This is a genomic window from Oceaniglobus indicus (assembly GCF_002751875.1).
Taxonomy (GTDB): Bacteria; Pseudomonadota; Alphaproteobacteria; order Rhodobacterales; family Rhodobacteraceae; genus Oceaniglobus; species Oceaniglobus indicus.
In genome coordinates this window covers 76,344-92,931 of the sequence record NZ_NMZM01000010.1, presented here as the reverse complement: position 1 = coordinate 92,931, position 16,588 = coordinate 76,344, and the positions used below count along the sequence as shown (strand labels likewise).

The window sequence follows — 16,588 nt, the reverse complement described above, 5'->3', positions numbered from 1 at the left end:
GCATGGCCGGATCGGGCAACAGAAGACCGCCGTTGGTGGCGGATCGTCGGCGCAAGGCCAAGCCGGCGGCGAAATCCAAGGCAAAGGCAACACCACGCCGCGCGGCCAAGAGCCGGCGCACCAAGGTGCGGCGCGGGCCGATCGGCTGGCTGGTGGCGCTGGTGCGCTGGATCCTGTCGCTGATCTGGTTGCTGGTCTGGCGGTCGACTGCCGTTGTCGTCCTGCTGATCGGTCTGGGCGTGTTCTATTATTACACCACCTTGCCGCCGGTCGAGAACCTGCTGGACGCGCGGGCGCGCGGGTCGGTGACCTTGCTGGATCGCGACGGGCGGACCTTTGCGTGGCGCGGCGAACAATACAGCCAGCTGACGGCCGACAGTGTTTCGCCCTATCTGAAGAACGCCGTCATCGCGACCGAGGACAAACGCTTCTATCGCCATTTCGGAGTGTCGCCGCGCGGCGTGGCAAGCGCGGTCAAGATCAACCTGTCGGAAGGTCGGGGGCCGCTGTCGGGTCACGGCGGCTCGACGATCACGCAGCAGACGGCCAAGCTGTTGTGCATGGGGCAGCCGTTCGATCCCGCGGAATGGAAGGACGAAGCCGCCTACGAGGCCGATTGCCGCGAGGGGTCGCTGTGGCGCAAGATCACCGAGGCCGTCTATGCCATGGCGATGGAGGCGCGTTACACCAAGGACGAGATCCTGACGATCTATCTCAACCGGGCGTTCCTGGGGGCCGGATCACGGGGGTTCGACGCGGCGGCACAACGGTATTTCGGAAAATCCGCAGCCAAGGTCGATGCGGCCGAAGCGGCGATGCTGGCCGGGCTGCTGGTGGCCCCGTCGCGGTTCGCACCCACCAACGACCTCGAACGTTCGCAAAACCGCGCCCGCGTGATCATCGGCCTGATGGCCGAGCAGGGCTATATCACCAATGCCGAGGCGGCCGAGGCCCGCGCCAACCCCGCCACCCTTTCGGCGGCTGCCGAAGCGCGGGCCGGGGGATATTTCGCGGATTGGGTCATGGAAACCGGCCCCGATTTCCTGACCCGCGACACCACCGAGGACGTGATCCTGAGCACGACGTTCGATGCGCGCCTGCAACGCGCGGCCGAAGAGGCGCTGGATCACATCTTCAAGACCAAGGTGCGCGAAGGGTCCAAGGCGCAGGCGGCCATCGTCGTGATGTCGGCCGACGGCGCGGTGCGCGCGATGGTCGGCGGACGCCGCTTCAAGGGCGTCGTGGGTCAATTCAACCGCGCCGTCATGGCGAACCGGCAGACGGGATCGGCGTTCAAACCCTTCGTCTTCGCCGCCGCGCTCGAGCTGGGCTATACCGGCAACGACCGGGTGCTGGACGAACCGCTGACCATGCAGATTCCGGGCTCGGGTGCGTGGTCGCCCAAGAACTATGACGGAAAATACCGCGGCAGCGCCTCTCTGACGGATGCGCTGAAATACTCGCTGAACATCCCGGCCATTCATGTGGCCGAGGCGGTGGGCCGCGAGAACGTGCGCCGCGTGGCTGAGGATTTCGGCATCAAGAGCGATCTTGCCGCCGGTCCGGCCCTGGCGCTGGGCGCATCTGAATCGACCCTGATCGAGATGACGGGTGCTTATGCCGGGATCCTGAACGGCGGCACCTCGGTCAGGCCCTATGGCCTGCGCGAGCTGCGCCTGAAAGGCGACGACACGCCCCTGATCGGACAGGAAGGCGGCCTGGGCGAGCGGGTGATTTCGCAGGATGCGGCCGAACAGCTGACCTGGATGATGCATCAGGTGGTGGAGGGCGGCACAGGGACACGGGCCCGGATTCCCGGGCGCGAGGTGGCGGGCAAGACCGGCACGACCCAGGCCGCGCGCGATGCTTGGTTCCTTGGCTTTTCGGCGCATTACGTCACCGGCGTCTGGATGGGTTATGATGACAACACACCGTTGACCGGCGTCACCGGCGGTGGCCTTCCGGCCGAGATCTGGCAGGATGTGATGAGCCGGATCGAGGCCGATCTGCCCGCCGATCCCCTGCCGATGCGTCCGCCGCCCGCACCCGTGGCACAGCCCGCGCCCGCGCCGTATCAGGACAACGGCGCGTCCTCGGGCAACGTGCCGCAACCGGTGCCGCAACAGCCGGCCCAACCCGCGCGACAGCCAGACATGGCCGAGCGGATCCTGAACGAGGTGCTGGGTGGATTGCTGGGGCGGCCGCAGAACTGATGCGGCGCCCTATTGGGCGGGCAGCCCGATGTCGTCAGCGGTCGTGACGGTGCCGGCGGCCGGGTCTGTCGGACAGCGGTCGTATTTGAAGGCAAAGCCGTCCCAGACCAGGATCAGACCGCCATCGGCGGCATTCATCAACATGGCGCGACGGGTCCATTCGGTGCCTTCGCCGCTGCATTCCATGTCATACAAAGTGGCGTCCATGTCGCGCACGTTCACCGGCCGCCGCATGGTGCAGGACGCTTCGACACCGGTGAAGACATCCGATTCGATCTGGATCGCGCCGCCATCGGCGCCGACCATGGTGCAGTCCGAGGTCGGCGCCGGCCGATACAGCCCGTCAAACGGCCCGGCGACGGCACCGCCCGCAAGCATTGCCGCGCCCGCAAGGACGGCCAGTGCGGCTGTCCGGTTTCGCGTCGTGTGGTGATGCGCCATGTTCATTCCCGCGTTTCGGTTGTCGCGCGAAAGCTTATCCTGTGTTTTGCGACCTGCACAGCCCCCGATGTGCCGGGCCTGGGAGCGGATCGGGGCAAAGGGACCGGCCTGCGCGATAAGAGGCTTGCGAAGGGGGGGGCGCTTGCGTCAATGTTGACGCTCGAAAGGCCGCCGGTCCCATGACCCTTGCGTGTGCCGGAACGACACTGGAGCGGAGCCGAGAATGCAGCAGGTGAAGACGGCCGCAGGCCAGCACGAACTGGCCAAGACACGTGCGGAAAGCCGCAAGCTGTTCTGGATCGTCGGCATATTCTCGTTCTTCGTGAACCTGTTGATGCTGACTGGCCCGCTGTTCATGCTGCAGGTCTATGACCGCGTGCTGGGCAGCCGGTCCGAGGCGACGCTGGTCGGGCTTTTCGTCCTGATGGGGTTCCTGTTCCTGATGATGGGGATGCTGGATTTTGCCCGGGGCCGGATCCTTTCGCGCATCGGCGCGAAATTCCAGACACGGCTGGACCGCCGGGTGTTCGCCGCAATGGTCCGCAAGGCCGCCGTCGCCCCCGAAAAGGAAGAGGCGGCGTCGAACAATCTGCGCGATCTCGAAGCCGTTCAGCGGTTTTTGTCGTCACCGGTGATGACGGCGCTGTTCGACGTGCCGTGGACGCCTGTGTTCCTGATCGGCATCACGATTTTCCATCCCTGGCTGGGGATGCTGGCGATTGCCGGCGGGTTCCTTCTGGTGATCGTCGCGATCCTGAATCAGGTGATGACCAAGGGGCCGGTGCAGCGTGCCAACCAGGCGACGATGCGCGCCGAACGGATGGCTGAACAGATCCGCGTCGAGGCCGAGATGGTCCGCTCGCTGGGGATGCAGGGGTCGACCTTCACCCGCTGGCAAAAGCTGCGCGGTGGATCTTTGGAGGAAACGATGGCGGCCAGCGATCTTGGCGGCAGCTTCACCGCCACGTCCAAGACGTTCCGCCTGTTTCTGCAATCCACGATGCTGGCGCTGGGCGCCTACCTGGTGCTGCAACAGGAACTGACGCCGGGCGGGATGATCGCGGCATCGATCCTGATGGGCCGCGCCCTGGCCCCGATCGACCTGGCGCTGGGCCAGTGGCAGGTGGTGCAGCGCGCCATGGAGGGGTGGAACCGGCTGGCGGTTCTGCTGTCGATGGTGCCGGAAGAGCCGCCGCGCACCGCATTGCCGCGGCCGCGGGCGCTGTTGTCGGTCAACCAGGTCACCATCGTTCCGCCGGGCGGGCAACAGGCCGCGGTGCGCATGGTCAGCTTCGACGTCCAGCCCGGCGAGGCGGTGGGCATCATCGGCCATTCGGCGTCGGGCAAATCCACGCTGGCGCGCGCGCTGGTCGGCATCTGGCGGCCCTCCGGTGGCAAGATCCGGCTGGACGGTGCCGCGCTGGATCAATACGAACCCGACGTCCTGGGCCAGCACATCGGATACCTGCCCCAGCGGGTGCAATTGTTCGACGGCACCATCGCCCAGAACATCGCCCGCCTGCAGCCGGATGCCAAGGACGAGGACATCGTCACCGCCGCCAAAAAGGCCGCGGCGCACGATCTGATCCTGAAACTTCCCGATGGCTACGACACGCTGGTCAGTCCGGCCGGAGGGATGCTGTCGGGCGGTCAGATCCAGCGGATCGGCCTGGCCCGCGCGATGTTCGGCGATCCCGTCCTGCTGGTGCTGGACGAGCCGAACTCGAACCTCGACAACGAGGGCAGCGAGGCGTTGAACGGATCGATCCGCCAGATGAAGGCCGAGGGGAAATCGGTGCTGATCATGGCCCACCGCCCGGCCGCCATCAAGGAATGCGACAAGCTGCTGGTCATGGAACAGGGCGCGCGCCGCGCCTTCGGCCCGCGCGACGAGGTGTTGCGCGAGATGGTCCAGAACCACCAGGAAATCGCCAAGACCCCGCCGCGCATGGCGGGTGTGCAATGACAACAGGTGCCCGATGAGCGAGTCGCAGAACAACTGGTCGGTCAGCAGGCCGGTGATCTTCGGTCTGCTGACGTTGCTGATCCTGGTGGGGGGGTTCGGCTCGTGGGCCGCGCTTTCGACGCTTTCGGGTGCGGTCATCGCAACCGGGCAGATCGAGGTCGACAGCAACCGGCAGGTGGTCCAGCACCCCGACGGCGGAGTTGTCGAGGAGATCCTCGTGCGCGAGGGCGATACCGTGGCGCGCGGTGATACCCTTGTGCGGCTCGACCCGACGCTGCTCCAATCGGACCTGACCACGGTCGAGGGGCAGCTGTTCGAGCTGATGGCGCGCAAGGCCCGGTATGTTGCCGAACGTGACGGCCGGGATGACGTGACATTTCCGGCCGAACTGGTCGAAGTCGCGGCCACGCGCCCCGAGGTTCTGGAACTTCTCGAAGGACAGCGGCGGCTGTTTCAGGCGCGGGTCGAATCGATCGCCGGCGAGGTCGAACAGCTGGGCCAGCGCCGGCTGCAGATCGCCAGCCAGATCCGGGGCATCACCGCCCAGCAGGAAGCGCTTGAGACGCAGATCGCGCTGATCGGCGAGGAACTAAAGAACCAGCAATCGCTGCTGGATCGGGGATTGGCCCAGGCCAGCCGCGTCCTGTCGCTGCAACGCGAGGACGCGCGCTTGCGCGGGACGGTGGGCGAGTTGATGGCCAACGCGGGCGAGGCTGAAGAACGGATCACCGAAATCGACCTCGAGATCCTCAAGCTGGACACCCGCCGCCGCGAAGAGGCGATCACCCAGACCCGCGATTTGCAATACCGCGAACTGGAACTGGCCGAACGCCGCCGCGCGCTGATCGAACAATTGAACCGGCTGGACATCACGGCGCCCGTGTCGGGCGCCGTTTATGGCATGCAGGTGTTCGCCGAACGCTCGGTGATCCGGCCGGCCGATCCGGTGCTGTATATCGTGCCACAGGACAGACCGCTGGTGATCACCGCCCGTGTCGGCGCGACGAACGTGGATCAGATCTATCTGGGACAGGACGTGGTGCTGCGGTTTTCCGCCTTCGATGCCCGCACGACCCCCGAGTTTTTCGGCACCGTGACGCAGATTTCCGCCGATGCCTTCACCGACGAGGCCTCGCAGGGGTCGTTCTATCGCGTCGAGATCCGCCTGAAGGACCGCGAGCTGGACAAGTTGCCCGAAAAGCTGACCCTGTTGCCGGGGATGCCGGTCGAGGCGTATCTGCGCACCGAAGACCGCGCGCCTATCGCCTATCTTGTCAAACCGCTGACCGATTATTTCGCCAAGGCTTTCCGCGAAAGCTGATCCCGCACAACAGACAGAAAGAGGATCCCCCATGGGAAAGATCGAAGACCGCCTGACCGACCTGGGGCTGAGCCTGCCGGACGCCCCGATGCCCGCCGCCAATTACGTCCCCTACGTCGCGGACGGCACGACCCTGTATGTGTCGGGACAGATCTCGCAGGACGCCGGTGGCTTGATCACCGGCAAGCTGGGGGCCGACGTGACGATCGAGGATGGCGCAAAGGCCGCCCGTCATTGCGCGTTGTCGTTGCTGGCGCAGGTCCGTGCCGCCTGCGACGGTGACCTGTCGCGCCTCGAACAGGTGGTCAAGCTGACCGGGTTCGTGAACTGCACGGCCGATTTCACCGAACAGCCCAAGGTCATCAACGGCGCGTCCGATCTGATGGTCGAGCTGCTGGGTGATGCGGGCCGGCATGCGCGCTCGGCTGTGGGGGCGGTTGCGCTGCCGCGGGGCGTTGCCGTCGAAATCGAGGGTATCTTCCGAATCCGATGACCGATCTTCCTGACAGTTTCCGCAAGGTGCCCATGGCCCATCGCGGGTATCACGATGCGGCGTCGGGGCGCCCCGAAAACAGCCGCGCCGCCTTTGCGGCTGCCATCGATGCCGGGTACGGCATCGAACTGGACGTGCAGTTGACGGCCGATGGACAGGCCGTGGTGTTTCACGACCCCACGCTGGACCGGATGACCGGCGAGCGCGGCCCGGTGCGCGCCCGCCACGCCGCCGATCTGACCGGCATCGCCCTTGCGGGTGGGCCGGAAACCATTCCGACCCTGGCCGACGTGCTGACCCAGGTCGGCGGCGCGGTGCCGCTGCTGGTGGAGATCAAGGATCAGGATGGCGCGCTGGGCCCCCGGGTCGGCCCGCTGGAACAGGCGGTGGCGGATGCCCTGCGCGGCTATGACGGCCCGGTGGCCGTGATGTCGTTCAACCCCCATGCCGTTGCCGAACTGGCGGTGGCCGCGCCCGATGTGCCGCGCGGGCTGACCACCTGTGCGTTCCGGCCCGAAGACTGGAACGCGCCGCCCGCGCGTCTGGCCAACCACGCCGAGATCGCGATGTTCGACACGGTCGGCGCGTCGTTCATCAGCCATGACGCACGCGATTTGGCCCGTCCCCGGGTGGCCGAGTTGAAGGCGCAGGGCGCCCTGATCCTGTGCTGGACGATCCGCACGCCCGAGGCCGAGGCCGACGCCCGGCGGATCGCCGACAACATCACCTTCGAAGGCTATGCCGCGCCGCTGACCTGACGCGCTGCCTTGAAAAACGGTATCGCGGGGCCACGTCTGATGCGATTGACCCCAGATTGGCCCGGAAGATGAGCGAGACGCAGATCGAACTGAACGTGCTGACCACGCTGGATCAGGTCAGCGCGCAGGATTGGGATGCCTGTGCCTGCCCCGAAACGGCCGACGGGGGGCGCGCCATCGACCCGTTCACCACCCACCGTTTCCTGAAGGCGATCGAGGACAGCGGATCGGTGGGTCCCGGCACCGGCTGGCAACCCCGGTATCTGGTGGCCCGGGCCGACGGCGAGGTGATCGCCTGCGCGCCCCTCTATGCCAAGGGGCACAGCCAGGGCGAATACATCTTCGATCACAACTGGGCCCATGCGTTCGAGCGGGCCGGCGGCAGCTATTACCCCAAGTTGCAGATCGCGGTGCCCTTCACCCCCGCCACGGGGCGGCGGTTCCTGACCCGTCCCGGCCATTTCGAAACCGGCATCGCGGCGCTGGTGCAGGGCGCGGTCCAGCTTGCGACGCAGAACGACCTGTCGTCGCTGCACGTCACCTTTTGCACCGAGGCCGAGGTGGCGGCGGGCGCCGAGATCGGGCTGATGCCGCGCACCGGGCAACAGTTTCACTGGCTGAACCGCGGATATGCTGACTTCGATGCCTTCCTGGCCGACCTGTCGTCGCGCAAGCGCAAGAACATCCGCAAGGAACGCGCCACCGCGCAGGCCTTCGGCGGCGACATCGTCGAATTGACAGGCGACGCGATCCGGCCGCACCACTGGGATGCCTTCTGGGCGTTCTACCAAGACACCGGCGCGCGCAAATGGGGCACGCCCTATCTGACACGGCGCTTTTTCCACATCGCGCAGGAACGGTTGCGCGACGATATCCTGCTGGTGTTCGCCATGGACGGCGACCGCCCCGTGGCCGGTGCGCTGAACGTGATCGGGCGCGATACCCTGTTCGGGCGCTATTGGGGCTGTGTCGAGGATCACCCCTGCCTGCATTTCGAACTCTGCTATTACCGCGCCATCGATTACGCCATCGCCCATGGAATGCGACGGGTTGAAGCGGGCGCGCAGGGCGAACATAAGCTGGCGCGCGGCTATCTGCCGACGCCGACGCATTCGCTGCACTGGATCGCCGATCCCGGCTTTGCATCGGCGGTGGGCGAGTATCTGGATGCCGAACGGGCGGCGGTGGACGACGAAATCGAAGTGCTGACCGGCTATGGCCCGTTCCGGAAAACAACGAGCGAGGACGAATGAGCAACTTACTGACCGATGCGGAACGCGAAAGTGAACTGAAGCCCCTGCTGGACGCGGGCTGGAGCGAGAATCACGACGGCACCGCGATCTCGAAGATCTTCGCCTTCGCGAACTTTGTCGACGCGTTCGGCTTCATGACCCGTGCCGCGATCCATGCGGAAAAGATGAACCACCATCCCGAATGGTCGAACGTCTACAAGACGGTGAACGTCACGCTGACCACCCATGATGCGGATGGGGTGACCATGCAGGACATCAAATTGGCGAACTGCATGGAGGGGCTGGTGGCATGATCGAGGAAATCCTGACAACGCCGATCCTGAATGACCGCAGCCTTGGCGATCTTCTGTCGCTGGAACTGCTTGTGTCGGTCCTCGGGGATGTGCTGGCGGCGGTGCTGATCCTGTTCGTCGGCTTCATCCTGTCCGGCTGGGCCATGCGCCGGATCACCGGGATTGGCGGGCGCAATGCCCATCTGGACGTGACGCTGTTCTCGTTCCTCGGCAACATCGTGCGCTATGCGATCCTGGCCTTCACGTTCCTGTTCGTTCTCAACACCTTCGGCATTCAGACCACGTCGGTCGTCGCCGTCTTCGGTGCGGCCGGTCTTGCCATCGGCCTGGCGCTTCAGGGCACGCTGGCCAACGTTGCCGCCGGTGTGATGCTGATCTTCTTTCGCCCCATCAAGGTCGGCGATTTCGTCGAGGTGAATGGCCAGAACGGCACGGTCAAGGAAATCTCGCTGAACTTCACCGAACTGGCGTCGATCGCGAACGTCCAGATCATCATCCCCAACAAGGAAGTGTGGGGCAACACCATCACCAATTATTCGGTCTATCCCATGCGCCGTGCGGAATGGACGTTCGGCGTCAGCTACGGCACCAACCTGAAGCACGCCGAAGAGGTGATCCTGAACACCATCATGGACGATCCCCGGTCCAAGGCGGACCCCGAACCGTTCATCCAGGTCAAGTCGCTGAACGAATCCTCGGTCGATTTCCTGGTGCGGGTGTGGTGCGACAATGCCGTGGCCTTCGCCTATCAGGCCGACATGACGCGCAAGGTGAAAGAGGCGATGGACGAGGCCGGAATCGACATTCCGTTCCCGACGCGCACCGTCTTCATGCCGAACGAGGCGCTGTGACCTTCGCCACCTGAAGCCCGGGCGGGCCCGCGATCAATCCAGCGGATGAAAGCAGGCCACCCGGGTTCCACCCCGATCCTCGAGATGCGGCACCTCGGCGCGGCACCGGTCGGTCGCGCGGGGGCACCTTGCGGCAAAGGCGCAGCCCTTTGGCGGGTTCAGCGGATCGGGAAGCTCGCTCCCGGCCGCTTCGGGGGCGGTCAGCGGGCGGCCAACCACCGGGGCACTGTCGGCCAGCAGTTTGGTATAGGGGTGACGGGGCTGGGCAAAGATCCGTTCGGCCGGTCCGAGTTCGACCACCGATCCGAAATACAGCACCGCGATGCGGTCCGACACCGCCTCGACCACGGCCAGATCGTGCGAGATGAACAGATAGGTCAGGTCGAATTCGGTCTTCAGGTCGGCCAGCAGGTTCAGCACCTGCGCCTGCACCGACACGTCCAGCGCCGACACAGGTTCGTCCAGGATCAGGATCCGCGCATTCGCGGCCAGCGCACGGGCGATGCCGATGCGCTGGGCCTGGCCGCCGGAAAATTCGTGCGGATAGCGGTCGAGGAATTCTTCACGCAGGTTCACGCTGTCGAAGATTTCGGCGATGCGGGCCTCGCGCTCGGGGCGCTTCATGCCGTGCAGGCGTTTCAGCGGCGCTTCCATGATCTGGCGGATCGTCTTTCGGGGGTTCAGCGACGAAATCGGGTCCTGGAACACATACTGGATCCGCTTGCCGAACTCGGCCGGATCGGCATTGTCCAGCGCCGCGCCGTCGATTTCGATCCGCCCGGTGGTCGGCCACAGCAGACCCACCAGCATCCGCGCCAAGGTGGATTTCCCACATCCCGATTCGCCGACGATGCCCAGCGTTTCGCCCTGCGGCACTGTCAGGGTGATCGGGTTGACGGCGCGGACATGGCCCGTGGCGGACCCGAACAGGGACCGGCCCACGGGAAACGTCTTGGACAGATCGGTCAGTTGCAATGCGGCGGTCATGCGATGGCCTTCGTCAGCGGCGTTTCGGGATGGATGCAGCGCACGGCGCGCCCACCGTCGCGGCGCAGGGCGATATCCTGCGCGCGACAATCGTCCTGAACGCGGTGGCAGCGGTCGGCGAAGGCACAGCCCTTCGGCAACTTGTCCACCGCGGGCGGCAGGCCCGGAATCGCCGCCAACCGCCGTTTGCCCGCACCCAGTTCGGGCACGCAGGCCATCAGTTTCGCGGTATAGGGATGCACCGGCGTGTCCAGGATTGCGGCGGTCGGCCCTTCCTCGACGATGCGGCCCGCGTACATCACCGCCACGCGATCGCACAGTTGTGCGACGACGCCGAAATCGTGGGTGATGAACACGATGGCCAACCCGCGCGACCGGCGCAGATCGTCCAGCAGCGACAGGATCTGTGCCTGCACGGTGACATCCAGCGCGGTCGTCGGTTCGTCGGCGATGATGATGTCGGGATCATTGGCCAGCGCCATGGCGATGCCGACCCGCTGGCGCATCCCGCCCGACATCTCGTGCGGATAGTCGCGGATGCGGCTTTCGGCGTTGGGGATGCGCACCGAGTCGAGCAGCTCAATCGCCTTGGCGCGGCCGTCTTCGTTTGAAATCGGCCGGTGGGCGCGGATCGCCTCGATCAATTGGTCGCCGACGCGGTACAGCGGATGCAGCGTGGCCAGCGGATCCTGGAAGATGTACGCAACCTTGTTGCCGCGCATCTGCCGCAGCTTGCGATAGGGCGCACCGATCAGGTCGGCGCCGTCGTAATGCGCCGCCCCGCCGGTGATCACGCCGGGAGGCGAGGCGACCAGCCCCATGACCGACAGCGCGGTGACCGATTTGCCCGAGCCGGATTCGCCGATGATGCCCAGACATTCGCCCGGCTTCACCGCCAGATCGACACCGCCGACCGCGCGATAGATGCGATCCTTGACGTGGAACTGGGTTTCAAGCTGTTGAACCTCCAGCAGGCCCGCGCCGGTGGGCTGTGGCACGGGGCCGTCCCGCGCCACCCGCGTCGCCGCCATGGGGCGCGACAGGGCGCCGGATTTCAGCCGGGGGTCCAGTGCGTCGCGGATTCCGTCGCCCAGCAGGTTGATCGACATGACGATGATCAGGATCATCACCCCCGGCACGATGGACGTATGCGGATTGGTGATCAGCGCCGAGCGCGCCTCGCCCAGCATCGAACCGAGATCGGCCTGTGGCGGTTGCGAGCCGAGGCCCAGAAACGACAGCCCGGCGGTTTCCAGGATCATCCAGCCGATGGTGGTGGACATGGCGATGACGATCACCGGCACGACATTGGGCAGGATTTCCGACAGGATGATCCGGGTGTTCGACAACCCCGCAAGGCGCGCCGCGTCGACGAACTCCTTGTGGGCGATGCCGACGGTGATGCCACGGATGTTGCGCGCGAAGAACGGCACGTTCACCGCTGCCACCGCGATCAGCGCGTTCAGCAAACCGGGGCCAAGCGCCGCGACAATGGCCAGCGCCAGAAGGATATAGGGAAACGCCATCAGCATATCGACACCGCGCATGATGATGTTGTCGGTGCGCCCGCCATAGAACCCGGCGATGATGCCGATGGCCGCGCCGATGGTGGCGGCGACGATGGCGGCGGCAAACCCCACGGCCAGCGACAGGCGCGTGCCCCACATCAGACGCGCCAGAAGGTCGCGCCCCAGATGATCGGTGCCGAGGATCGTGCCGCCGCTGAACGGCCTGACATAGCGGTTCGACGTGTTGGTCACATCCGGATCTGGCAGCGGCAGAAGCGGCGTCAGCACTGCCAGAACCACGACGACCGACAACACGATCCCGCCGGCCAGCGCCAGACGGTTGCGCGCCAGGAGTTTCAGGAACGCGGTCATGTCTTGATCCTCGGGTCCAGCAGGCTTTGCGCCACGTCCACCGCGATGTTGAACAGCACATAGCAGGCGGCGACGAAGACGACCCCGCCCTGCACCAGCAGGATGTCGCGCTTCAGGATCGCATCGACCAGCATCCGCCCGACGCCGGGCCACTGGAACACGATCTCGATATAGACGGCGCCGGACAGCACGAACCCGGCCTGGATGCCCAGCACCGGGATGATCGACACCATCGCGGCGCGCAGGGCATGGCGCCAGATCACGCCGCGTTCATGGACCCCCTTGGCGCGGGCCGTGCGGATGAAATCCTGGCGCAGCACCTCCAGCATGGCCGAGCGGGACAGGCGCGCGACGACGCCCGTGGCAACGACGGCAAGACAGATCGCAGGCAGGGTCAGATGCGCCAGCAGCGCCCAGATATCGCGCGTGCCATAGATCGGCCACATGCCCGAGACGGGAAACCACCGAAGGTTCACCGCGAACAGCAGGATCATCATCATCCCGAGGAAGAACGACGGGATCGAGATGCCCAGCAGCACGACAAAGGTGATCGCCTTGTCGCCCCAGCCGTATTGGTTGGCGGCCGACAGAACCCCGGCGATCACGCCGAAGACGGCGCACAGCACGAACGCCGTTCCGGCCAGGATCAGCGTGCCGTTGAAGCGTTCGATCACCTCGTCCAGCACGGGACGGTTCAGCGCGAAACTGGTGCCGAAATCGCCCTGCACCATGTTGCCGAGCCAGATGAAATACTGCTGCACCAGGGTCTTGTCCAAGCCCAGGTCGCGGTTCAGCTTTTCGACGTTTTCGGGCGTGGCATAGGAGCCCAGGATCGCCGTCGCCGGATCGCCCGGGATCAGCGCCATGATCAGAAAGACGATCACGGTGATCCCCAGAAGCACCGGGATCGCCGACAACAGCCGCTTCAGGATATAGCCGGTCATATTGCCCCCCCGGATCGGAATGGAAACCGGCGGGAACACCCCGCCGGTCACCGCATCAGTTCTTGGTCACATCGTCCAGCAGCAGGAAGAAGCTGGGTTGCAGGGCGAAATTCCCGACCCGGTCCGACGTCACCGCGTTCTGTTTCCAGTTGGCGACAAAGACCCAGGGCGCGTCATCCTGCACGATGGTCTGCATCTTTTTGTAGAGCGTCGCGCGTTCGTTCTGATCCGTGGCGACGCGGGCCTGTTCCAGCAGTTCATCGACCTCGGGGTTGGAATAATAACCCGAGTTGAAGCCACCCTTGTCGGGCCAGGCATCGGTGCGCAGCGCGAGGAAGGGCAGGGTGTCGGGATCGTTGGTCATCCACGCCATTTCGGCCATGTCGGCCTTGCCCTCAAGCCCTGGATTGACCTCGCCCAGGAAGGTGTTCCATTCATAGGTTTCGATCTTCACGTCGAAGCCGACGGCGTTCAGATCGGCCTGGATCGCGGTGCCCATGGCGATGGGGTCCAACATGCCCGACCCGCCTTCGGTGACATAGAACGTCAGTTCCGCGCCCTCGGCCCCCGCTTCGGCAATCAGCGATTTCGCCTTCTCGGGGTCATAGGCATAGGGGGTCAGGTCGTCGTTATAGGCCCAGGCAAAGGCGGGCGGTGTCGGCCCTGCCGCGACGTCCGCGGTGCCTTCCAAGACCTCGTTCACCAACGCTTCCTTGTTGATGGCAAAGTTCGCGGCCTGGCGGACGCGCTTGTCGGCCATTGGGCCTTCCTTGGTGTTCAGGATCAGGAACCACAGGTGCGGTCCGGCCTGTTCGTGGACGGTGTATTGATTGCCCTGAAATTCCGACAGGGCGACGGGCGGCACTTCGACCATCAGGTCGATTCCGCCTGCCAGCATTTCGGCGGTGCGGGTGCTGGCGTCGGTGATCGGGCGGAAGACGACCGCCTGAAGATCCGGCGCGCCGTCCCAATAGTCGGGGTTGGCTTCGACCACCACTGCCTCGTTGCTGCGCCATTCGGCGAACTTGAACGCGCCGGTGCCCGACGGATTGCGCCCGAAATCGGCGCCGTGCTGTTCCACCGCTGCGGGCGACACGATCAGGCCCGTGGGATAGGCGAGGTTCGACAGGAACGGCGCATAGGGCGCGTTCAGGGTGAATTTCACCGTCAGATCGTCCACCGCCTCGACCGTTTCGATGGCCGAGAAGAAGAACGCCAGCGGGAAGGGGCCGGTGTCGTGGAACGGATGATCCTCGTTCAGCATCCGGTCGAAGTTGAACTTGACCGCTTCGGCGTTGAACGCGCTGCCGTCGTGGAAGGTCACGCCATCGCGCAGCGTGAAGGTATAGGTCTTGCCGTCGTCCGAAATCTCCCAATCGGTCGCCAGGGCCGGCTCGACCTCAAGCGTGCCGTCCTTGTAGCGCACGAGACCGTCATAGACGTTCATCAGGATGCGGAAATCGTTGACCGCCGTCACCGCCGCCGGATCCAGCGCCTTGGGCTCGGCGATCTGCCCGACGATCAGGACGCCGGGCGGGGTCTGGGCCACAGCACCGCCCACGGCCGCCAGGGTCATGGTCAAGGCGGCGCCTGTCGCAAGCGCCGCGCGCCGGGTGAATTTGAAGATCGACATGAACATTCCCTCCGCTGATTGTTTTGGTCTATTTATCATGATTAATTGCATGAGGCAAAATTTTCATGATAAATACAACCCCGTAATCCGGAGGCGGCCCCCATGACGATTTCGATCCTGGCCCATGACCAGAAAACAGGCAGTTACGGCGGCGCGGCCACCACCGGCAGCCTGTGTGTCGGCGGCTGGGTGCTGCGCGGTGATGCCGAATCAGGGATGAGCGCGTCGCAGGGATCGTTGCCCTCGACCCTGTGGGGCGACGCCGCATTGGCGCGGATGCGGGCGGGCGCGGGTGCGGCCGAAGCGGTCGCCGCCATCACCGGGGCGGATGCCGGGCGCGCCCATCGCCAGATGTCGGCGCTGGACCTCGCGGGGGGCACGGGCAGCTTTACCGGCGGTGAAAGCATCCCGACCGCCGATGCGCGCCATGCCCCCGGCGTCGTGGTGGCGGGCAACCTGTTGTCGTCGCCTGCGGTGCTGGATGCCTGCCTTCAGGGATTTCTTGCTGCAACCGGCCCGCTGGACCTGCGCCTGTTGGCGGCGCTGGACGCGGCGGCCGCGGCGGGGGGCGACAGCCGGGGGTTGCTGTCGGCGGCGTTGCTGATCGTGCGCCGGGATGCGGCGCCGTTGTCGTTGCGGGTGGATTATGACGACGAACCGCTTGCCGCGCTGCGCGCGTTGCACGCACGCGCGACCAGCGGGCCCTACGGCGAATGGGTGGCCCTGGTGCCGACCCTGGATGATCCGCACCGGTCCGAACCCCACGCCGATCCGGCGATCCGACCGGCCGGGGACGTGGTCACTCGGCCATGAAGCGTTTCATCACGACGGCCTCGTGATCCTCCATCATGCGCCGGGCCGTTTCCATGTGGTCGCGCATGATCGACCGTGCCGCATCGGCGTCACCGCGCCGCAACGCGGCGACCAGATCGGTCTGATGACGCAAGCCGCGCCGCCACAGTTCGAGGTTCCGTTCGGAATAGAGCCGCTTGTAGACGGTCAGATCGGTCAGGATCTGCGCCATGAAGCCGATGAAGAACCCCAGCAGAGCGTTCTGCCCGAAACTGGCCAGCCGGGCGTGAAACCTCAGCGAATCGATATGCTGCGCGCGTTCCTCGTCGGCGTCGCGGGCCGGGGCGGCATAACGCGCCAGAATCTCCTCCAGCTCGCCGATCTGGTCCGCGCTCAGGTGTCCGGCGACGGCGGCGGCGTTTTCAGGCTCAAGCGCGATGCGCACCTGGTAGATGTCGTCGATCGAGACGTTCTGGAAATAGAAATAGTTCGCCAGCAGGGCATGGGCGCGATCCTTGCTGACCTTGCCCACGAAACTGCCGCCCCGCGGTCCGGTCTTGGTCACGACCAGCCCCTGGGCCTGCAACAGGCGCATCGCCTCGCGGATCGTGCCCTTGGACATGGCAAACCTTGCGATCAGCTCGGCCTCGCCCGGCAACCGGTCACCGGGCAGCAACCCGTTCTCGACGACCCAATCCTTGATCGCCTCGGCCACGCGTTCGGGCCGCGATCTCTGCCGGCTGGTTGTTTCGTTCATGGTCCC

15 protein-coding genes are annotated in these 16,588 nt (G+C 65.5%); 9 read left to right on the top strand and 6 right to left on the bottom strand.

Features of this window, described 5'->3' with window-relative positions; translation table 11 throughout:
- The first annotated feature begins 2 nt into the window (after positions 1 to 2).
- Entirely contained in the window at positions 3 to 2,213 is a 2,211-nt protein-coding gene (locus CFP68_RS15185; RefSeq protein ID WP_099827778.1) for a transglycosylase domain-containing protein, read from the top strand.
- 9 nt (positions 2,214 to 2,222) lie between these two features.
- On the opposite strand, the gene CFP68_RS15180 is transcribed toward CFP68_RS15185, so the two are convergent.
- Positions 2,223 to 2,654 carry a hypothetical protein gene (locus CFP68_RS15180; protein ID WP_099827867.1) on the bottom strand — a complete coding sequence of 144 codons (432 nt, stop codon included), beginning with the start codon at positions 2,652 to 2,654 and terminating at the stop codon, positions 2,223 to 2,225.
- 223 nt (positions 2,655 to 2,877) lie between these two features.
- Between CFP68_RS15180 and CFP68_RS15175 the strand changes: the two genes are divergently transcribed.
- The 7 genes from CFP68_RS15175 to CFP68_RS15145 all read left to right on the top strand — a co-directional run bounded on the left by CFP68_RS15175 (position 2,878) and on the right by CFP68_RS15145 (position 9,589).
- Positions 2,878 to 4,620: a type I secretion system permease/ATPase gene (locus CFP68_RS15175; RefSeq protein ID WP_099827777.1), complete on the top strand. Its 1,743-nt coding sequence runs from the start codon at positions 2,878 to 2,880 to the stop codon at positions 4,618 to 4,620.
- Positions 4,621 to 4,633: 13 nt separating this feature from the next.
- Positions 4,634 to 5,941 carry an HlyD family type I secretion periplasmic adaptor subunit gene (locus CFP68_RS15170; protein WP_099827776.1) on the top strand — a complete coding sequence of 436 codons (1,308 nt, stop codon included), beginning with the start codon at positions 4,634 to 4,636 and terminating at the stop codon, positions 5,939 to 5,941.
- A 31-nt stretch (positions 5,942 to 5,972) separates the two neighbouring features.
- Positions 5,973 to 6,434: a RidA family protein gene (locus CFP68_RS15165; RefSeq protein WP_099827775.1), complete on the top strand. Its 462-nt coding sequence runs from the start codon at positions 5,973 to 5,975 to the stop codon at positions 6,432 to 6,434.
- Positions 6,431 to 7,192, top strand: a complete 762-nt coding sequence (locus tag CFP68_RS15160; protein ID WP_099827774.1) for a glycerophosphodiester phosphodiesterase family protein — start codon at positions 6,431 to 6,433, stop codon at positions 7,190 to 7,192. The genes CFP68_RS15165 and CFP68_RS15160 overlap by 4 nt, the downstream gene beginning before the upstream one ends.
- A 68-nt stretch (positions 7,193 to 7,260) precedes the next feature.
- Positions 7,261 to 8,445 (top strand): GNAT family N-acetyltransferase, encoded by a 1,185-nt coding sequence (locus tag CFP68_RS15155; RefSeq protein ID WP_099827773.1) that lies wholly within the window; start codon positions 7,261 to 7,263, stop codon positions 8,443 to 8,445.
- Positions 8,442 to 8,738 carry a 4a-hydroxytetrahydrobiopterin dehydratase gene (locus tag CFP68_RS15150; RefSeq protein ID WP_099827772.1) on the top strand — a complete coding sequence of 99 codons (297 nt, stop codon included), beginning with the start codon at positions 8,442 to 8,444 and terminating at the stop codon, positions 8,736 to 8,738. The genes CFP68_RS15155 and CFP68_RS15150 overlap by 4 nt, the downstream gene beginning before the upstream one ends.
- Entirely contained in the window at positions 8,735 to 9,589 is an 855-nt protein-coding gene (locus CFP68_RS15145) for a mechanosensitive ion channel family protein (protein WP_099827771.1), read from the top strand. Before CFP68_RS15150 ends, CFP68_RS15145 begins: the two co-directional genes overlap by 4 nt.
- Before the next feature lie 33 nt (positions 9,590 to 9,622).
- Here the strand turns inward: CFP68_RS15145 and CFP68_RS15140 are convergent, their stop codons facing one another.
- Genes CFP68_RS15140 through CFP68_RS15125 form a run of 4 tightly spaced genes read right to left on the bottom strand, consistent with a single transcriptional unit; the run spans position 9,623 to position 15,033 of the window.
- Positions 9,623 to 10,576: an ABC transporter ATP-binding protein gene (locus tag CFP68_RS15140; RefSeq protein ID WP_099827770.1), complete on the bottom strand. Its 954-nt coding sequence runs from the start codon at positions 10,574 to 10,576 to the stop codon at positions 9,623 to 9,625.
- Entirely contained in the window at positions 10,573 to 12,456 is a 1,884-nt protein-coding gene (locus CFP68_RS15135; RefSeq protein ID WP_099827769.1) for a dipeptide/oligopeptide/nickel ABC transporter permease/ATP-binding protein, read from the bottom strand. The genes CFP68_RS15140 and CFP68_RS15135 overlap by 4 nt, the downstream gene beginning before the upstream one ends.
- Entirely contained in the window at positions 12,453 to 13,400 is a 948-nt protein-coding gene (locus tag CFP68_RS15130; protein ID WP_099827768.1) for an ABC transporter permease, read from the bottom strand. Before CFP68_RS15130 ends, CFP68_RS15135 begins: the two co-directional genes overlap by 4 nt.
- A gap of 55 nt (positions 13,401 to 13,455) precedes the next feature.
- Positions 13,456 to 15,033: an ABC transporter substrate-binding protein gene (locus CFP68_RS15125; RefSeq protein WP_099827866.1), complete on the bottom strand. Its 1,578-nt coding sequence runs from the start codon at positions 15,031 to 15,033 to the stop codon at positions 13,456 to 13,458.
- A gap of 102 nt (positions 15,034 to 15,135) precedes the next feature.
- Here CFP68_RS15125 and CFP68_RS15120 point away from each other — a divergent pair, with 102 nt between their 5' ends.
- Positions 15,136 to 15,846: a DUF1028 domain-containing protein gene (locus CFP68_RS15120; RefSeq protein WP_099827767.1), complete on the top strand. Its 711-nt coding sequence runs from the start codon at positions 15,136 to 15,138 to the stop codon at positions 15,844 to 15,846.
- On the opposite strand, the gene CFP68_RS15115 is transcribed toward CFP68_RS15120, so the two are convergent.
- The gene (locus CFP68_RS15115; RefSeq protein WP_099827766.1) at positions 15,833 to 16,582 is read right to left on the bottom strand and encodes a FadR/GntR family transcriptional regulator; all 750 of its coding nucleotides are present in this window, start codon (positions 16,580 to 16,582) and stop codon (positions 15,833 to 15,835) included. The genes CFP68_RS15120 and CFP68_RS15115 overlap by 14 nt on opposite strands.
- Between the last annotated feature and the right edge of the window lie 6 nt (positions 16,583 to 16,588).

Coding starts and splice junctions, on each gene's coding strand:
- CFP68_RS15185 (WP_099827778.1), top strand. CDS start 3: ATGGCCGGATCGGGCAACAGAAGACCGCCGTTGGTGGCGGATCGTCGG.
- CFP68_RS15180 (WP_099827867.1), bottom strand. CDS start 2,654: ATGGCGCATCACCACACGACGCGAAACCGGACAGCCGCACTGGCCGTC.
- CFP68_RS15175 (WP_099827777.1), top strand. CDS start 2,878: ATGCAGCAGGTGAAGACGGCCGCAGGCCAGCACGAACTGGCCAAGACA.
- CFP68_RS15170 (WP_099827776.1), top strand. CDS start 4,634: ATGAGCGAGTCGCAGAACAACTGGTCGGTCAGCAGGCCGGTGATCTTC.
- CFP68_RS15165 (WP_099827775.1), top strand. CDS start 5,973: ATGGGAAAGATCGAAGACCGCCTGACCGACCTGGGGCTGAGCCTGCCG.
- CFP68_RS15160 (WP_099827774.1), top strand. CDS start 6,431: ATGACCGATCTTCCTGACAGTTTCCGCAAGGTGCCCATGGCCCATCGC.
- CFP68_RS15155 (WP_099827773.1), top strand. CDS start 7,261: ATGAGCGAGACGCAGATCGAACTGAACGTGCTGACCACGCTGGATCAG.
- CFP68_RS15150 (WP_099827772.1), top strand. CDS start 8,442: ATGAGCAACTTACTGACCGATGCGGAACGCGAAAGTGAACTGAAGCCC.
- CFP68_RS15145 (WP_099827771.1), top strand. CDS start 8,735: ATGATCGAGGAAATCCTGACAACGCCGATCCTGAATGACCGCAGCCTT.
- CFP68_RS15140 (WP_099827770.1), bottom strand. CDS start 10,576: ATGACCGCCGCATTGCAACTGACCGATCTGTCCAAGACGTTTCCCGTG.
- CFP68_RS15135 (WP_099827769.1), bottom strand. CDS start 12,456: ATGACCGCGTTCCTGAAACTCCTGGCGCGCAACCGTCTGGCGCTGGCC.
- CFP68_RS15130 (WP_099827768.1), bottom strand. CDS start 13,400: ATGACCGGCTATATCCTGAAGCGGCTGTTGTCGGCGATCCCGGTGCTT.
- CFP68_RS15125 (WP_099827866.1), bottom strand. CDS start 15,033: ATGTCGATCTTCAAATTCACCCGGCGCGCGGCGCTTGCGACAGGCGCC.
- CFP68_RS15120 (WP_099827767.1), top strand. CDS start 15,136: ATGACGATTTCGATCCTGGCCCATGACCAGAAAACAGGCAGTTACGGC.
- CFP68_RS15115 (WP_099827766.1), bottom strand. CDS start 16,582: ATGAACGAAACAACCAGCCGGCAGAGATCGCGGCCCGAACGCGTGGCC.